At 66.7% G+C, this 13,995-nt stretch carries 15 protein-coding genes; 2 read left to right on the forward strand and 13 right to left on the reverse strand.

Translation table 11 applies throughout. The annotated features are described in order from the left end of the window. Positions 1 to 264 precede the first annotated feature (264 nt). Entirely contained in the window at positions 265 to 1,206 is a 942-nt protein-coding gene (locus J0I47_RS01195; RefSeq protein ID WP_294044616.1) for a right-handed parallel beta-helix repeat-containing protein, read from the forward strand. A gap of 83 nt (positions 1,207 to 1,289) precedes the next feature. Here J0I47_RS01195 and J0I47_RS01200 read toward each other — a convergent pair whose 3' ends face one another. The 5 genes from J0I47_RS01200 to J0I47_RS01220 form a co-directional block, all read right to left on the reverse strand. Next, on the reverse strand, positions 1,290 to 2,618 hold the full coding sequence (locus J0I47_RS01200; RefSeq protein ID WP_294044617.1) for a sorbosone dehydrogenase family protein: 1,329 nt from the start codon (positions 2,616 to 2,618) through the stop codon (positions 1,290 to 1,292). A 222-nt stretch (positions 2,619 to 2,840) separates the two neighbouring features. Next, positions 2,841 to 5,024 carry a catalase/peroxidase HPI gene (gene katG / locus J0I47_RS01205; protein WP_294044618.1) on the reverse strand — a complete coding sequence of 728 codons (2,184 nt, stop codon included), beginning with the start codon at positions 5,022 to 5,024 and terminating at the stop codon, positions 2,841 to 2,843. Between the two features lie 202 nt (positions 5,025 to 5,226). Further along, the gene (locus J0I47_RS01210; RefSeq protein WP_294044619.1) at positions 5,227 to 6,120 is read right to left on the reverse strand and encodes a hemolysin family protein; all 894 of its coding nucleotides are present in this window, start codon (positions 6,118 to 6,120) and stop codon (positions 5,227 to 5,229) included. A gap of 8 nt (positions 6,121 to 6,128) precedes the next feature. Next, entirely contained in the window at positions 6,129 to 6,638 is a 510-nt protein-coding gene (ybeY, locus tag J0I47_RS01215) for an rRNA maturation RNase YbeY (RefSeq protein ID WP_294044620.1), read from the reverse strand. Further along, entirely contained in the window at positions 6,638 to 7,639 is a 1,002-nt protein-coding gene (locus J0I47_RS01220; RefSeq protein ID WP_294044621.1) for a PhoH family protein, read from the reverse strand. Before J0I47_RS01220 ends, ybeY begins: the two co-directional genes overlap by 1 nt. Positions 7,640 to 7,784: 145 nt before the next feature. Here J0I47_RS01220 and J0I47_RS01225 point away from each other — a divergent pair, with 145 nt between their 5' ends. Further along, positions 7,785 to 8,216: a pyridoxamine 5'-phosphate oxidase family protein gene (locus J0I47_RS01225; RefSeq protein ID WP_294044622.1), complete on the forward strand. Its 432-nt coding sequence runs from the start codon at positions 7,785 to 7,787 to the stop codon at positions 8,214 to 8,216. Here the strand turns inward: J0I47_RS01225 and miaB are convergent. From miaB to J0I47_RS01265, 8 genes are all read right to left on the reverse strand, one after another. Then, entirely contained in the window at positions 8,213 to 9,523 is a 1,311-nt protein-coding gene (gene miaB / locus J0I47_RS01230) for a tRNA (N6-isopentenyl adenosine(37)-C2)-methylthiotransferase MiaB (RefSeq protein WP_294044623.1), read from the reverse strand. The genes J0I47_RS01225 and miaB overlap by 4 nt on opposite strands. A gap of 103 nt (positions 9,524 to 9,626) precedes the next feature. Beyond that, on the reverse strand, positions 9,627 to 10,493 hold the full coding sequence (locus J0I47_RS01235; protein ID WP_294044624.1) for a lysophospholipid acyltransferase family protein: 867 nt from the start codon (positions 10,491 to 10,493) through the stop codon (positions 9,627 to 9,629). A gap of 124 nt (positions 10,494 to 10,617) precedes the next feature. Then, complete coding sequence (locus J0I47_RS01240) at positions 10,618 to 11,037, reverse strand: Fur family transcriptional regulator (protein ID WP_294044625.1); 420 nt, start codon at positions 11,035 to 11,037, stop codon at positions 10,618 to 10,620. A 77-nt stretch (positions 11,038 to 11,114) separates the two neighbouring features. Continuing rightward, on the reverse strand, positions 11,115 to 11,531 hold the full coding sequence (locus J0I47_RS01245) for a MucR family transcriptional regulator (RefSeq protein WP_294044626.1): 417 nt from the start codon (positions 11,529 to 11,531) through the stop codon (positions 11,115 to 11,117). A gap of 100 nt (positions 11,532 to 11,631) precedes the next feature. After that, positions 11,632 to 12,102, reverse strand: coding sequence for a ribosomal protein S18-alanine N-acetyltransferase (rimI, locus tag J0I47_RS01250; RefSeq protein WP_294044627.1), 471 nt, complete (start codon positions 12,100 to 12,102; stop codon positions 11,632 to 11,634). Continuing rightward, positions 12,099 to 12,740, reverse strand: a complete 642-nt coding sequence (tsaB, locus tag J0I47_RS01255) for a tRNA (adenosine(37)-N6)-threonylcarbamoyltransferase complex dimerization subunit type 1 TsaB (protein ID WP_294044628.1) — start codon at positions 12,738 to 12,740, stop codon at positions 12,099 to 12,101. The genes rimI and tsaB overlap by 4 nt, the downstream gene beginning before the upstream one ends. 27 nt (positions 12,741 to 12,767) lie before the next feature. Next, positions 12,768 to 13,358 (reverse strand): malonic semialdehyde reductase, encoded by a 591-nt coding sequence (locus tag J0I47_RS01260; RefSeq protein WP_294044629.1) that lies wholly within the window; start codon positions 13,356 to 13,358, stop codon positions 12,768 to 12,770. Between the two features lie 44 nt (positions 13,359 to 13,402). Beyond that, positions 13,403 to 13,978, reverse strand: coding sequence for a NifU family protein (locus J0I47_RS01265; protein WP_294045829.1), 576 nt, complete (start codon positions 13,976 to 13,978; stop codon positions 13,403 to 13,405). Between the last annotated feature and the right edge of the window lie 17 nt (positions 13,979 to 13,995).

A 13,995-nucleotide genomic window follows, 5' to 3' on the forward strand; every position in this document is an offset into this window, starting at 1 on the left:
ATACCACCATAATGGAGAGAAACAGGTTAACGCGCTGATAAGAAAGATTGGGGAAGTGATTGCCGGTCAACGATATTTTCGTGTGGTAGCGATGGCGCCAATCGATTGCTTAAATCCGCAATCAGCATGGCTCGATTCTGTCTCGTTTTGGGACAGTGGCGAGTGGCGCTGACGCCAGCGGCTGCCGGCGCGCGCGATTAACGATCAATCCGGCTGGCGCTGGCGTCGCGCTCGCGACAGGCCGGGCGGCAAAGGAGTATCACCATGCGCCGCGTCCTGATCTGCCTGTCGCCGCTCGCTCTCGCCCCCGCGGCGCCGCTCGCCGCGCAACCCGCCGCGGCGCCGTTCGTGGTGCAGGAAACAGGGCAGGGCTACGCCAATCTCGACGATGCGGTGCAGTCGATTCGGATGGGGACGGGCACGATCCTGATCGCGCCGGGCACCTATCACCAGTGCACCGTGCAGGCGGGTGGCACGATCACCTTCCGCGCGGTGCAGCCGGGCACCGCGATCTTCGACGGCGAGGCGTGCGAGGGCAAAGCGGCGTTCGTGCTGCGCGGCGCGTCGTCGACGGTCGAGGGGCTGGTATTCCGCAACATCCGCGTGAACGACGGCAACGGCGCCGGTATCCGGACCGAAATGGGCAACCTGACCGTGCGCAACTCGATGTTCCTCGACAGTCAGGAAGGCATATTGGGCGGCGAGCCGACCGGGCAACGGATCGTGATCGACCATTCGACCTTCGCCGGCCTGGGCCAATGCGACGAGACGCCCGATTGCGCACACTCGATCTACCTCGCCAATCGCGGGTCGGTGACGATCACCAATTCGCGGTTCGAGCGCGGTACCGGCGGTCATTACGTGAAGCTGCGCGTGCCGACCGTCGCGATCACCGACAACAGCTTCGACGATTCGAAGGGGCGCAAGACCAACTACATGATCGACCTGTCCGAAGGGGGCACCGGCACGATCGCGCGCAACACCTTCGCCGACGGACCGAACAAGGAGAATTGGTCGGGCTTCATCGTCGTCGCGGCGGAGGCGCGGACCTATTCGTCCGCGGGGCTGAAGGTGGTCGACAACGTCGCGACGCTGGCGCCCGGGTTCACCAAGAGCCCCGCGTTCGTCGCCAATGTCGGCCGCGATCCGCTGAACATCGGCGCGAACCGGCTGGCGCCTGGTATCCGGATGTTCGAGCAACGGTAACGCTCGTCGCCCCGGCGAAGGCCGGGGCCGCCATGTGGGAAAATGCGGCCAGCGGCCCCGGCCTTCGCCGGGGCGACGACGTGCTACTTCGCGCTCACCCGCCAGATCGCGTTGCCGACATCGTCCGCCACCAGCAGCGCGCCGGTCGCGTCGAGCGTCACCCCGACCGGTCGGCCATGGGCATGGTCGCCCGAGGCGTCGAGGAAGCCGGTCAGCACGTCGACCGGCTTGGCGTTGGGCAGCGGGAAGCCGTTGTCGCCGAACGGCACGTAGACCACCTTGTACCCGGCCTTGGGCACGCGGTTCCACGATCCGTGCTGGCCGACGAACGCCCCTTGCGCGTAAGTGCCGCCCAGCTTCGCACCATCGGCGAAGGTCAGGCCGAGCGACGCGGTGTGCGGGCCGAGCGCGAAGTCGGGGCGCTTGATATATTCGGCGAGGTCTGGTCGCTCGGGCTTGACGCGGTGGTCGGGGTACATGCCCCAATAGAACCAGGGCCAGCCGAAATTGTCGCCGGTCTCGATCGCGCTCATGTAATCGGGTGGCACGTCGGAGCCGAGCCCGTCGCGTTCGTTGACGACGGCCCAGAGCGACTTGGACTTCGGCTCGATCGCCAGGCCGTTCGGATTGCGCATCCCGCTCGCATAGACCTGCCAGTTGTGATCGTCGGGAAAGACGCGGATAATCATCGCGCGCATCTTCTCCTTGTCGAGGCCGTTTTCGGCGATGTTCGACGACGATCCGATCGACAGATACAACGTCTTGCCGTCCTCCGCGACGATGACGTTGCGCGCCCAATGCTCGCCGCCGCCGGGATATTTGACGACCGTCTCGGGCTTGGCGGTGATCTGCGTCTGGCCGACGGTGAAGGGGAAACGTAGTAACTGATCGGTGTCGGCGACGTAAAGGTAACTGCCCAGCACCGCCATGCCGTAGGGCGAGTTGAGCCCCGACAGCAGCACGCTGCGGCTCTCCGCCACGCCGTCGCCGTTCGCGTCGCGTAGCAGCACGATACGGTTGGGGGAGGGGGCGCCGGCACCGGCCTTCGTCATCAGCCGGTTCTCGACCCAGCCGCGAATCCCGCCGCCCTCACGCGGGGGCGAATTGCTTTCGGCGACCAGCACGTCGCCATTGGCGAGCCGCAGCATCCAGCGCGGATGGTCGAGCCCGGTGGCGAAGACGTTGACCTTAAGCCCGGCGGCGGGGGTCGGCATCTCGCCGCTCTTCCACCCGATCGCTTCGGCGACGGAGAAGGTCGGGACCATCTGCGCGCGGGGCGGCGTGATCTTGGGCAGCCGGCCGCTGACGTCGGCGACGCTGAGGCGCGCCTCGTCCGGCTGGAAGAAGAAGAGATACACGCCGCCCAGCACCACCAGGAAGAGCGCGAGTCCGATCAGGATTTTCTGCCGCATGGCCGCACGATAGTGAGGCGGCGAGCGACGGGCAATGACGGGGAACCGGCAAATGAAAAGGCCGCCGGTGCCCGAACACCAGCGGCCGATTATCATTGCTCGACGATCGCTATCCCATCCCGTGCTCCTGCGGAAGCAGGAGCCCAGGGTCATGGGCGACGCCTCCGCGGCCCTGGATTCCTGCTTGCGCAGGAATACCAGGTGGGCAGGGATGCGACCCGCTTAGCGCTTCAGGTCGTAACGGTCGGCGTTCATCACCTTGGTCCAGGCGGCGATGAAGTCCTTGGCGAATTTCTCCTCGTTGCCGTTCTCGGCATAGACCTCGCCGACCGCGCGCAGTTCCGAGTTGGAGCCAAAGATCAGGTCGGCGCGAGTCGCGCGCCACTTCTCGTTGCCGCTCGCGCGGTCGGTCGCGACATATTCGTCCTCGCTGCCGTCGGCCGCCTTCCACACGTTAGTCATGTCGTAGAGGTTGACGAAGAAGTCGTTGGTCAGCTGGCCCGCGCGCTTGGTGAAGTGGCCGTGGCCGCGCTCGCCGTGATTGGCGCCGAGCACACGCAGGCCCCCGATCAGCACCGTCATCTCGGGCACCGACAGGCCGAGCAGCGACGCGCGATCGAGCATCATTTCCTCGACCTTCACCGCCAGCTTCTTGGCTCCGACATAGTTGCGGAAGGCGTCGGCCTCGGGCTCCATCACCGCGAAGCTGTCGGCGTCAGTCTGCTCCGCCGTCGCGTCGCCGCGGCCGCCGGTGAACGGCACGTTGGTCGCGCCGGCCTTTTCGAGACCGACCACACCGCCCAGCACGATCGCATCGGCCAGGCTCATCGACCCGCGCAGGCCGTTCAGCGTGTCAATCACCTTCGCGAGCATCTCCGGCTCGTTGACCTCCCAGTCCTTCTGGGGGCTAAGCGCCACGCGCGCGCCGTTGGCGCCGCCGCGGAAGTCCGACTTGCGGAACGTGCTGGCCGAGGCCCAGGCGGTCTTGACCAACTGGCTGACGGTGAGGCCGCTGTCCGCGATCTTCGCCTTCACGGCCGCGACGTCGGCGTCGGACGGCGTGGTGCCGGCGGGGATCGGGTCCTGCCAGATCAGGTCCTCGGCCGGCACATCCGGGCCGAGGTAACGGATCTTCGGCCCCATGTCGCGATGGGTCAGCTTGAACCAGGCGCGGGCGAAGGCATCCTCGAACGCCTTGTGATCCTTGCGGAACTTCTCGCTGATCGCGCGGAATTCGGGGTCGCGCTTCAACGCCATGTCGGCGGTGGTCATCATCGTCGGGACCTTGACGTTGGGGTCCCAGGCCGCCGGCGCCATGTCCTCGGGCTTCTGGTCGATCGGCTGCCACTGGTTGGCGCCCGCGGGCGACTTCACCAGTTCGTACTCGTAATCGAACAGCAGGCGGAAATAGTTCTCGGTCCATTCGCGCGGTGTGTTGGTCCACGCGCCTTCGATCCCGCTGGTGACGGTATGCTCGCCGATCCCGCCGCTCTCATGCCCGCTGACCCAGCCGAAGCCCTGTGCGACCAGATCGCCGCTCGACGGCGCCGCGCCCAGCAGCGACGCGTCGCCATTGCCGTGCGCCTTGCCGAAGGTGTGGCCGCCGGCGGTCAGCGCGACGGTCTCCTCGGCGTCCATCGCCATCCGCGCAAAGGTCTCCTTCATGTCGCGCGCCATGCCGGCATCGTCGTGCGGGTTGCCCTGCGGCCCTTCCGGGTTGACGTAAATGAGCCCCATCTGGATCGCGGCGAGCGGCCCTTCGAGTTCGTGCATGCCGTGCTCGGGGGCGATGCGGGTCTGCACACCCTGATTGACCCACTTGTCTTCCGAGCCCCAATAAATGTCGCGCTCGGGTTCGAACACGTCGGCACGACCGCCGCCGAAGCCGAACACCGGCCCGCCCATGCTCTCGATCGCGACGTTGCCGGCCAGGATGAACAGGTCGGCCCAGCTGATGTGCTTGCCGTACTTCTGCTTGATCGGCCACAACAGGCGGCGCGCCTTGTCGAGGTTGCCGTTGTCGGGCCACGAATCGAGCGGGGCGAAGCGCTGCTGCCCGCTATTGGCGCCGCCGCGGCCGTCCGCGGTGCGATAGGTGCCGGCGGCGTGCCACGCCATGCGGATGAAGAAGGGGCCGTAATGCCCGTAATCGGCCGGCCACCACGGCTGGCTGTCGGTCATCAGCGCGGTCAGGTCAGCCTTGAGCGCGGCATAATCGAGCTGCTTGAACGCCTCGGCATAATCGAAGTCGGCGCCCATCGGGTTTGACGCGCCGTTGGGGTTGAGGATTTCGGTCGCCAGCATTTCCGGCCACCAATCCTTGTTGGTCCGGCCGAGCAGGGCGCGCACTCCGCCGCTGCCCATCGGGCAGCCGCCATTGTCGATCGATCCGGTCTTCGCGTCCATTGCGGTCGTTCCTCTCGCTTCGGGGGTTTGATCCTTCCCTAGCGCCCGGATGTGACACCGCAATAGATTTAGCCGATGACTTAATCCAATCTCGGCCAACGAGAAAATCGATTAATGCCGTCATTCCGGCGAAGGCCGGGATCGCTGGCAGTATCGCAAAGTGGCCGGCGGCCAGCGGCCCCGGCCTTCGCCGGGGCGACGGTCAGGCTTCTACCCCCTCCGGCACCGGCTTGGGCGGGTGCAGGCGCAGGCGTTCGATCCGCCGCGTGTCGGATTGCAGCACTTCGAGCGTCCAGCCCGATGGCGTAGCTAGGCACTCGCCCTTGGCCGGCACGCGGCCAGCGATCACCGCCGCCAGGCCACCGAGCGTGTCGACGTCCTCGTCATGCTCGCCGAACCGTGCGTCGACCGTATCGGCGACGTCCTCCAGTTCGACACGCGCATCGGCATCCCACGCGCCGCCGTCGAGCGGCACCAGCATCGCCTCGGGCGCGTCGTCATGCTCGTCCTCGATATCTCCGGTGATCTCCTCGATCAGGTCCTCGATCGTCACCAGCCCCTCGGTGCCTGAATATTCGTCGAGCACGATCGCGAGATGGACGCGCTTCGACCGCATCTCGGCCAGCAGGTCGAGCGCGCCCATGGCCATCGGGACATAGAGCGGCTGGCGGACCAGGATGTCGATCGTCTCGGGCGGCGGCGTTTCGCTCGCCAGCAGCGCGAAGACGTCCTTGACGTGGACCATGCCGATCACTTCGTCGAGGCTGCCGCGATAGACGGGCAGGCGGCTGTGCCCAGCTTCCGCGAACACGCGCACCAGGTCGGCGAAGCTGGTCTGTTCCTCGACCGCGACGATGTCCGCGCGCGGCACGCCGATGCCGCCAGCATCGCGCTCGCCGAAATGGAGCACGTTCTTCACCATTTGCCGCTCGATCGGCGACAGGTCGCCGGCGGCGTCGGGGGCGGGATCGTCCTCGTGGCGCTCGATCACGTCCTCGAGCTGGTCGCGCAGGCTGGTTTCCTCGCCGAAGATCGACGCCTTCAGCTTGCGCCAGATACTGTCGCCGTTCTCCGAACCGGATTGCCCCTCGGCCATGGTCGTCGTCAGTCCTCGTCGATCAGATAGGGGTCGGCGATGCCGAGTTGCGCGAGCGCGGCGGTCTCGATCGCCTCCATCGCCGTCGCCTCGTGGTCGCTCATATGGTCGTAACCTAGCAGATGCAGCGTGCCGTGCACGATCAAATGCGTGGCATGATCGGTGATGGCGATGCCCTTGTCCGCCGCCTCGCGCGCGCAGACGCCGTGCGCGAGCACGATGTCGCCGAGCAGCACCTCGCCATCGTCCGAATTATGCGTCACGGTATCGAGCAGATCGGGCTGGATCATCGGGAAGCTCAGGACGTTGGTTGGCTTGTCCTTGTGCCGATACTGGTTGTTGAGCTGGTGGACCTCGTCGTCGGAAGTGAGGCGCACCGAAATCTCGATCAGCGTTGGCGACGCCAGCAGATCGCCATGCGGCGTCAACCCGATCGCCGTTTGCGCAGCGCGGGTCGCCAGCGCTTCCCAGTCCGCCTCGGGCCACGGCTTTTCGGACGACAGCGCGACTTCAAGCATTACGCCTTCGGCCCCTCATATGCCTCGACGATGCGGCCGACGATCGGGTGGCGGACGACGTCGGCGGCGGTGAAGCGGGAGATGGCGATGCTTTCGATCCCCTCCAGCCGGATCACGGCGTCGCGCAGGCCCGAGGCATCGACGCCGCCGGGCAGGTCGACCTGGTTGGGATCGCCGCAGATGACCATGCGGCTGCGCTCGCCGAAGCGGGTCAGGAACATCTTCATCTGCGCCGGCGTCGTGTTCTGCGCTTCGTCGAGGATGATGAACGCGTCGGACAGCGTGCGCCCGCGCATGAACGCGATCGGCGCGATCTCGATCTCGCCGCTCGCGATCCGCCGCTCGACCTGTTCGGCGGGCAGGCAGTCGTTAAGCGCGTCATAGAGCGGGCGGAGATAGGGATCGACCTTCTCCTTCATGTCACCGGGCAGGAAGCCCAGCTTCTCGCCCGCCTCGACCGCCGGGCGCGACAGGATCAGCCGCTGGACGCTGCCGGTGATGAGCTGCGATACGGCCTGGGCGACCGCCAGATAGGTCTTGCCGGTGCCCGCCGGGCCGAGCGCGAAGATCATGTCGTTGCCGACCAGCTCGCGCATGTAGTGCGCCTGGGCGGGCGTGCGCGGCACGATCGTCTTCTTGCGCGTGCGGATCATGATCGGCGGGGCGGCATGGCCGTGATCGGCCGAGACGATGCCGTCGAGCGTCGGTTCCGCCATCATCGCGATCGAGGCGTCGACCAGGCCGGGGTCGATCTCCTCCCCGCGCTGGATCCGCTTGTAGAGGTCGTTGAGCACATCGCGCGCCATCGCCACCTGTTCGGCCGATCCCTCCACCCCGACACGATTGCCGCGCGCGGTGATGTAGATGCCCAGCCGATGTTCGAGCGCGACCAGGTTCTGGTCGTATTGCCCGAAGAGTTGCGCGAGCAGCTGCGGCTTGTCGAAGGTCAGCTCGACCCGGCTGCGTTCACCGGATTGGGCGGGGACCGGCTTGCGGCTCATGAAGTCCTTTCGGCGCGTGGGGGCGGTGAGGCCGGTCCCACAAATGGCAGAGCGCGCGGGCCGCGAACAGGGGAAAAGCGTCGGCGTCGGCGGAACCGTTCGCGCCGCCGTCCGCTGTCGGTCGCGGGAGAAACAGGAGAGCAGGATGCCCAAGACATTGAAAGACATCGCCGAAACCATGCGCGACATCGACTTCACGATGCTGTCGACGCGCGCGAGCGACGGCGGTGTCGCCGCGCGGCCGATGAGCAACAATCGCGACGTCGACTATGACGGCGACAGCTGGTTCTTCGCGCTCGACGATACCGAGATGGTCGCCGACATTCAGCGCGATTCGCACGTCGGGCTGACCTTGCACGGCAACACGGGCCTGCTCGGCAAGCCGCCGATGTTCATCGCGGCGGCGGGCAAGGCCGAGTTAATCCGCGACAAGGCGGCGTTCGAGGCGCATTGGAACAGCGACTTGGAACGCTGGTTCGAACAGGGCACCGACACGCCGGGCCTGGTGCTCATCAAGGTCCACGCCGACAAGCTGCATTACTGGGACGGCGATGAGCAGGGCGAAGTCGCGGTCTAGGCGGCGGCGCGGACTTTCTCGATTCCCGACAGCGAGTTGGGGCCGGCCTGGACGATCTCGACCTCGATCAGGTCGCCGATCGCGGCGTCGGTCAGCAAATGGATCGATTGCAGCCACGGCGACTTGCCGAGCATCTGGCCGGGCAGCTTGCCGCGGCGCTCGATCAGCACGTCGCAGGTGCGCCCGACGGTCGCGGCATTGAAGGCGGCCTGATCGCGGTTGAGCGCGGCCTGGAGCCGTTGCAGGCGGTCGTCCATCACGTCCGCGGCGACCTGGTCGGGCATGTCGGCGGCGGGCGTGCCGGGGCGCGGGCTGTATTTGAAGCTGAACGCCTGGGCATAGCCGACCGCGTCGATCAGGCTCAGCGTATCCGCGAACTCGGCCTCGGTCTCGCCGGGGAAGCCGACGATGAAGTCGCCCGACAGCGCGATGTCGGGACGCGCCGCGCGGACGCGGTCGAGGATGCGCAAATAGCTGTCGCGGCCGTGGCTGCGGTTCATCGCCTTCAGCACGCGGTCGTTGCCCGACTGCACCGGCAGATGAAGAAACGGCATCAGTTTCTCGACGTCGCGATGCGCGTCGATCAGCCCCTGCGTCATGTCGTTGGGATGGCTGGTCGTGTAGCGGATTCGCGCCAGACCGGGGATGCGATCGAGTTCGCGGATCAGGGCACCGAGGTCGCGGTCGCCATCGCTCCATGCATTGACGTTCTGGCCGAGCAGCGTGATCTCGCGCGCGCCGGCATCGACCAGCGCCTTGGCCTCGTCGACCAGCGCGGCCCATGGCCGGCTGATCTCGGCACCGCGGGTATAAGGCACGACGCAATAGGTGCAGAATTTGTCGCACCCTTCCTGCACCGTCAGGAACGCGCTCGGCCCGACCTGGCGACGCGCGGGCAGGGCGCCGAACTTCGACAAGACCGGCATGTCGGTATCGAGCCCGAGCTCGCCCCGCGATGCCTTGGCGACTAGATCGGGCAGGTTGTGATAGGCTTGCGGGCCGACGACGATGTCGACGCCGGCGCGGCGGGCGATCTCTTCGCCCTCGGCTTGCGCGACGCAGCCGGCGACCGCGATCATGGGATCGCTGCCGTGTTTGCGGAGGCGACCGATGTCCGAATAGACCTTCTCGGTCGCCTTTTCGCGGATGTGGCAGGTGTTGAGCACGACGAGGTCGGCGGCGTTGGCATCGGCGGTCGCGGTCAGGCCCTGCGCGGCCATCAACTCGGCCATGCGCTCGCCGTCATAGACGTTCATCTGGCAGCCGAACGACTTGACGTGGAAGGTCTTGGGAGTGCGGGTGGTCATTGCGGGCGCCGTTACCCCACTTTGCTGTCATGCTGAACTTGTTTCAGCATCCACCGTGCCTCGGGGCGGTATCGCGTGGGGAAGAATGAATCCTGAAACGACGTCAGGATGACAGAGAGGCGGGCGGAGGCTCGGCTTCATACCGCACCGGCGCGACGTCGTAGGCGAAGGGGCGAAGCGGCTGGCCGAGCACCGCGACCAGCGCCGCTTCGATGCGACGGCGGCTTTCGGCGGCGATCGCCTTGCGGCCGGGGAAGTCGCGCGGGTCGAACGGGTCGAGGAAATGGACGCGTAAGCGGAAGCTGCCCGGGCGGGCCAGGATGCGCTTCGCATTGTCGATCCCGGCCTCGACCCCGATCCAGCCAATCTCCTCGCCGACCGCGCCATATTCCAGCATCACCGGCTGCACCATCACGCCTGGCGGAGGCGGTTCCAGCACCCGCAGCATCGGCGTCTTGAACGGCAGCAGCGAGCGGCCGTCGGTGGTGGTGCCTTCGGGAAAGACGGTGACCGACCAATTCTCCGCCAGCGCGTCGCGCAGTTCGTTGATCTGCTCGGCCACGCCCATCCGGTTCTCGCGCTTGACGAATACGGTGCGGTTGAGCGTCGCCAGCCAGCCGACCACCGGCGCCTTGCGCAACTCGTCCTTGGCGACGAACGCGGTGCCGCTGGCGCCGGCGATCGCCAAGATGTCTACCCAGGAAAGGTGGTTGGAGATGTAGAAGACATCGCGCTTCAGTGGCACGCCGACTCGCTCGACGCGCGCGCCTGCGAACCACGCCGCCCAGCCAAGGAACTGCTTCGGCCAAGGCGACGGCGCGCGGACCAGCCGCCAGAGGTAATGGAGCGGCACCGCGATCAGCATCGCCGTCAGCAGGCCGAGGAAGCGGACGAAGATGCGCAGGCGACCGGGCAGGCTCAGCGGCTGCGGCTGTCCGGCGGCGATGGCGGCTCTGGCTTCGGGAGTCATGGCAGTCACGCTATCCCCCAAACTTCATGCCGGGCTCGTCCCGGCTCCACCGTGCAGCAAATTGCCCGCGTGGCGGTGTGCGGTACGGTGGACCCCGGCACAAGGCCGGGGTGACGGATACGCGTTATTTCCGCTCCAGGCTGACGCCGTAGAGTTCCATCCGGTGATCGACCAGGCGGAAGCCGAGCTTTTCGGCGATCTGCTTCTGCAACTGCTCGAGCTCGGGATCGACGAATTCGATCACCTTGCCGGTCTCGATATCGATCAGATGGTCGTGATGCGCCTCGGGCGAGGGTTCGTAGCGGGCGCGGCCGTCGCCGAAATCGTGGCGGTCGAGGATGCCGGCCTCCTCGAACAGTCGCACCGTGCGATAGACCGTCGCGATCGAGATACCCGAATCGATCGCCGAGGCGCGCTCGTACACCTTCTCGACATCGGGATGGTCGTCGGCCTCGCTCAGCACGCGCGCGATGACGCGACGCTGTTCGGTGATGCGCAGCCCCTTTTCGGCACAGAGCGCTTCGAGATCGATCTTTCGCGGCATGCCCGCGATATAGGCGATGCCGGCTTATTGCGAAAGCCGAGAGTGATTCGCAATTAGCCGGCGTTGGGCGGTCGATCCTATTGCGACTTGCGCGGCTTGGTGCCCAGGCCGATCTGCTTCGCCAGGCTGCGGCGTTGCTCGGCATAGTTCGGCGCGACCATCGGATAGTCGGCGGGCAGGTTCCATTTCTGGCGGTATTGCTCCGGCGTCATCTGGTAGTGCGTCATCAGGTGGCGCTTGAGCATCTTCAGCTTCTTGCCGTCCTCCAGACACACCAGATAGTCGGGCTTGATCGACGCGCGGACCGACACCGCCGGCTCGGGCCTGGCCGCCGCCTCGGGCGTTGCCATGCCGAGCGCGAACAGGCCGCGATAGATGTTCTGGATGACGAGCTCGATGTCGGACACGGCGACGTTGTTGTTACCGAGATATTCGGCGGCGATGTCGGCGGTCAGCGTGACCAGCGTTTCCTGCATCTCCAGGCTGTCGGACATTCGTATTCCTCTTGGATTCAACGGATTGCGGGGGAGGGGTCGCGGCCTTTGCGCCAAGTCCGGCGTGGGCGCAATAGCTTTCCGAAAGGTTACGGGAGCGTTAACGCGTCGGGCGTTGCAGGGTCAGCGCGGCGTAGCTCTTGCCGTCGGCGCCGCGATAATAATCGCGCCGTTCGCCGACCTTGGCGAAGCCGTGCTGCTTGTACAATCGGATCGCATCGTTGCCTTCGCGCACTTCGAGGTGGAGCGTGGCGATGCCGCGCCCCCCGCAATCGGCGACGACGGTGCGGAGCAGCGCCGCGCCGATCCCGCCGCGCCGGGCCTGCGGCGCGACCGCGAGCAGCAGCAGTTCGGCTTCGTCGAGCGTCGCGCGGGTGAGGGCGAAGCCCAGGCTCGACCCGCCGCGCTCGGCGATGGTCAGCCAGACGCCGGGCAGCGACAGCATTCCGATCACCTGATTGCGCGTCCACGCCTCGCCCCAGCGCGGGTCGAACGCCGCCGCCATCAACCGCTCGACCTGATCGAGATCGCGCGCATCGCCCTCGCGCAGGTCGAGCGCGAGCGTGCTCATGCCGGGACGCTTGCCGCCGGTGCCATCGGCTTGGCGTCGGGCGCGCGACCATAGATCGGGCGGGGTGGTAATTCGGTTAGTTCGGCGGGTAGCAAGACGATATCGGCCGCGACGGGCAACGCGCCGCGCGGCGCCTCGCGTGGATCGCCGAAACCGAGCCAGCGCACGCCGTCGCCGACCAGCGTGGTGCCGCCCGCGCGTACGCGTGCCGCGGCCGGGCTCAGCGATTCGAGCGGCCCGATTGCGCGTAGCGGGAAAGAAGCGAATGTCTGCATGAACACCTCGCCATGCCCACCCTCCAGCACGACGGCAATCGGCAAACCGTCATTGTCCTCCGCCAGCTTGCGCGCAGCGACCAGCGGCAGCGACGAGAAACCCTGCACCGGCACGCCCCAGCCAAGCGCCAGCCCGCGCGCCGCGGCGATCCCGACGCGGATGCCGGTGAAGCTGCCCGGCCCGCAATCGACCAGGATCGCGTCGGTACGCCCGCCGTCCGGCAATTCGGCGATCATCGGCACAAGCCGCTCGGCATGCCCGCGCCCGACCACCTCGTGCGCCGCCGCGACCACACGACTGCCCTCGATCAGCGCGACCGAGCAGGCGGCGGTGGCGGTTTCGATGACTAGGGTGCGGGTCATGCCAGACCCGCTAGCCCAATTCGCCCGTCACAGGATAGTGTTGAACTTGTCGAAGGCCGGCCGCGGCAGGCGGCCGAAGATGCTCGAGGGGTCGCCATGGCCCAAAGTCGAGATCATGAACGAGCGATAATGCGGCTGGTCGGCGAAGAACGCGCCGTCGACTCCGGCATTGTCGAACCCGGTCATCGGCCCGGTGTCGAACCCGACCGAGCGCGCCGCCATGATGAAATAGGCCGCCTGCAACGTCGCGTTGAGGAAGGCGTGTCGCTCGCGCGCGACCGGTTCGGCAAACCAGGGCCGGGCATCGACATGGGGGAAGAGCTCCGGCAGGTGTTCGTGGAATTCGGTGTCGTACGCGACGATGACCGACGCCGGCGCTTCCCGGACTTTCGACGCATTGTTGGCGCTGGCGAACCCGGCGAGCCTGTCCTTGCCCTCCTGGCTCAGCAGCCAGACGAAACGCGCCGGCTGCTGGTTGGCGGAGGTCGGCCCCATCTTCACCAGTTCGTAGATTTCGTGGATGTCGGCCTCGGTCACGGGCTCGTCGACATAGCCGTTATAACTGCGGGCGGCGCGGAACAGCGTGTCGAGTGCGTCGTCGGTGAGCTTGGTGCCCATGACTTTCCCTTTCGATGGAATTCCGGGTGGTGGTGCGGCGTCGGTCAGACCGCGCGGACCTCGGTGACTTCGGGGACGTAATATTTGAGCAATTGCTCGATCCCGTTCTTCAGCGTCGCGGTGGACGAGGGACAGCCCGAACACGCGCCCTGCATGCGCAGATAGACCTTGCCCTTGTCGAACCCGCGATAGACGATGTCGCCGCCGTCATTGGCGACGGCAGGGCGCACGCGCGTGTCGATCAGCTCGCGGATCTGCGCGACGATGTCGGCGTCGGCGGGATCGTCGGCGAGGCCGCCGTCGTCGGCCGGGACCGAGATGCCGGCCGCTGAAGCCGGCTTGAACAGCGGCATGGCGGCGCTGAAATGATCGAGCAGGATCGCGAGCACGTCGGGCTTGAGGCCGGGCCAGTCGACGCCGGGTGCTGCGGTCACCGACACGAAGTCGCGGCCGAAGAATACGCCGGTCACGTCGCCCAGCGTAAAGATCGCCTCGGCCAGTGGACTCGCCTCCGCTTCCTCGGGGCTCGCGAAGTCGCGCGTGCCGGCGTCCATCACGATCCGGCCGGGCAGGAACTTCAGTGTCGCCGGGTTGGGCGTGGTCTCGGTCTCGATCAGCATGCCGGCCATGTGGGCGG

This window comes from Sphingomonas sp. (genome assembly GCF_017304635.1).
Classification (GTDB): Bacteria; Pseudomonadota; Alphaproteobacteria; order Sphingomonadales; family Sphingomonadaceae; genus Sphingomonas.

Coding starts and splice junctions, on each gene's coding strand:
- J0I47_RS01195 (WP_294044616.1), top strand. CDS start 265: ATGCGCCGCGTCCTGATCTGCCTGTCGCCGCTCGCTCTCGCCCCCGCG.
- J0I47_RS01200 (WP_294044617.1), bottom strand. CDS start 2,618: ATGCGGCAGAAAATCCTGATCGGACTCGCGCTCTTCCTGGTGGTGCTG.
- katG (WP_294044618.1), bottom strand. CDS start 5,024: ATGGACGCGAAGACCGGATCGATCGACAATGGCGGCTGCCCGATGGGC.
- J0I47_RS01210 (WP_294044619.1), bottom strand. CDS start 6,120: ATGGCCGAGGGGCAATCCGGTTCGGAGAACGGCGACAGTATCTGGCGC.
- ybeY (WP_294044620.1), bottom strand. CDS start 6,638: ATGCTTGAAGTCGCGCTGTCGTCCGAAAAGCCGTGGCCCGAGGCGGAC.
- J0I47_RS01220 (WP_294044621.1), bottom strand. CDS start 7,639: ATGAGCCGCAAGCCGGTCCCCGCCCAATCCGGTGAACGCAGCCGGGTC.
- J0I47_RS01225 (WP_294044622.1), top strand. CDS start 7,785: ATGCCCAAGACATTGAAAGACATCGCCGAAACCATGCGCGACATCGAC.
- miaB (WP_294044623.1), bottom strand. CDS start 9,523: ATGACCACCCGCACTCCCAAGACCTTCCACGTCAAGTCGTTCGGCTGC.
- J0I47_RS01235 (WP_294044624.1), bottom strand. CDS start 10,493: ATGACTCCCGAAGCCAGAGCCGCCATCGCCGCCGGACAGCCGCAGCCG.
- J0I47_RS01240 (WP_294044625.1), bottom strand. CDS start 11,037: ATGCCGCGAAAGATCGATCTCGAAGCGCTCTGTGCCGAAAAGGGGCTG.
- J0I47_RS01245 (WP_294044626.1), bottom strand. CDS start 11,531: ATGTCCGACAGCCTGGAGATGCAGGAAACGCTGGTCACGCTGACCGCC.
- rimI (WP_294044627.1), bottom strand. CDS start 12,102: ATGAGCACGCTCGCGCTCGACCTGCGCGAGGGCGATGCGCGCGATCTC.
- tsaB (WP_294044628.1), bottom strand. CDS start 12,740: ATGACCCGCACCCTAGTCATCGAAACCGCCACCGCCGCCTGCTCGGTC.
- J0I47_RS01260 (WP_294044629.1), bottom strand. CDS start 13,358: ATGGGCACCAAGCTCACCGACGACGCACTCGACACGCTGTTCCGCGCC.
- J0I47_RS01265 (WP_294045829.1), bottom strand. CDS start 13,978: ATGCTGATCGAGACCGAGACCACGCCCAACCCGGCGACACTGAAGTTC.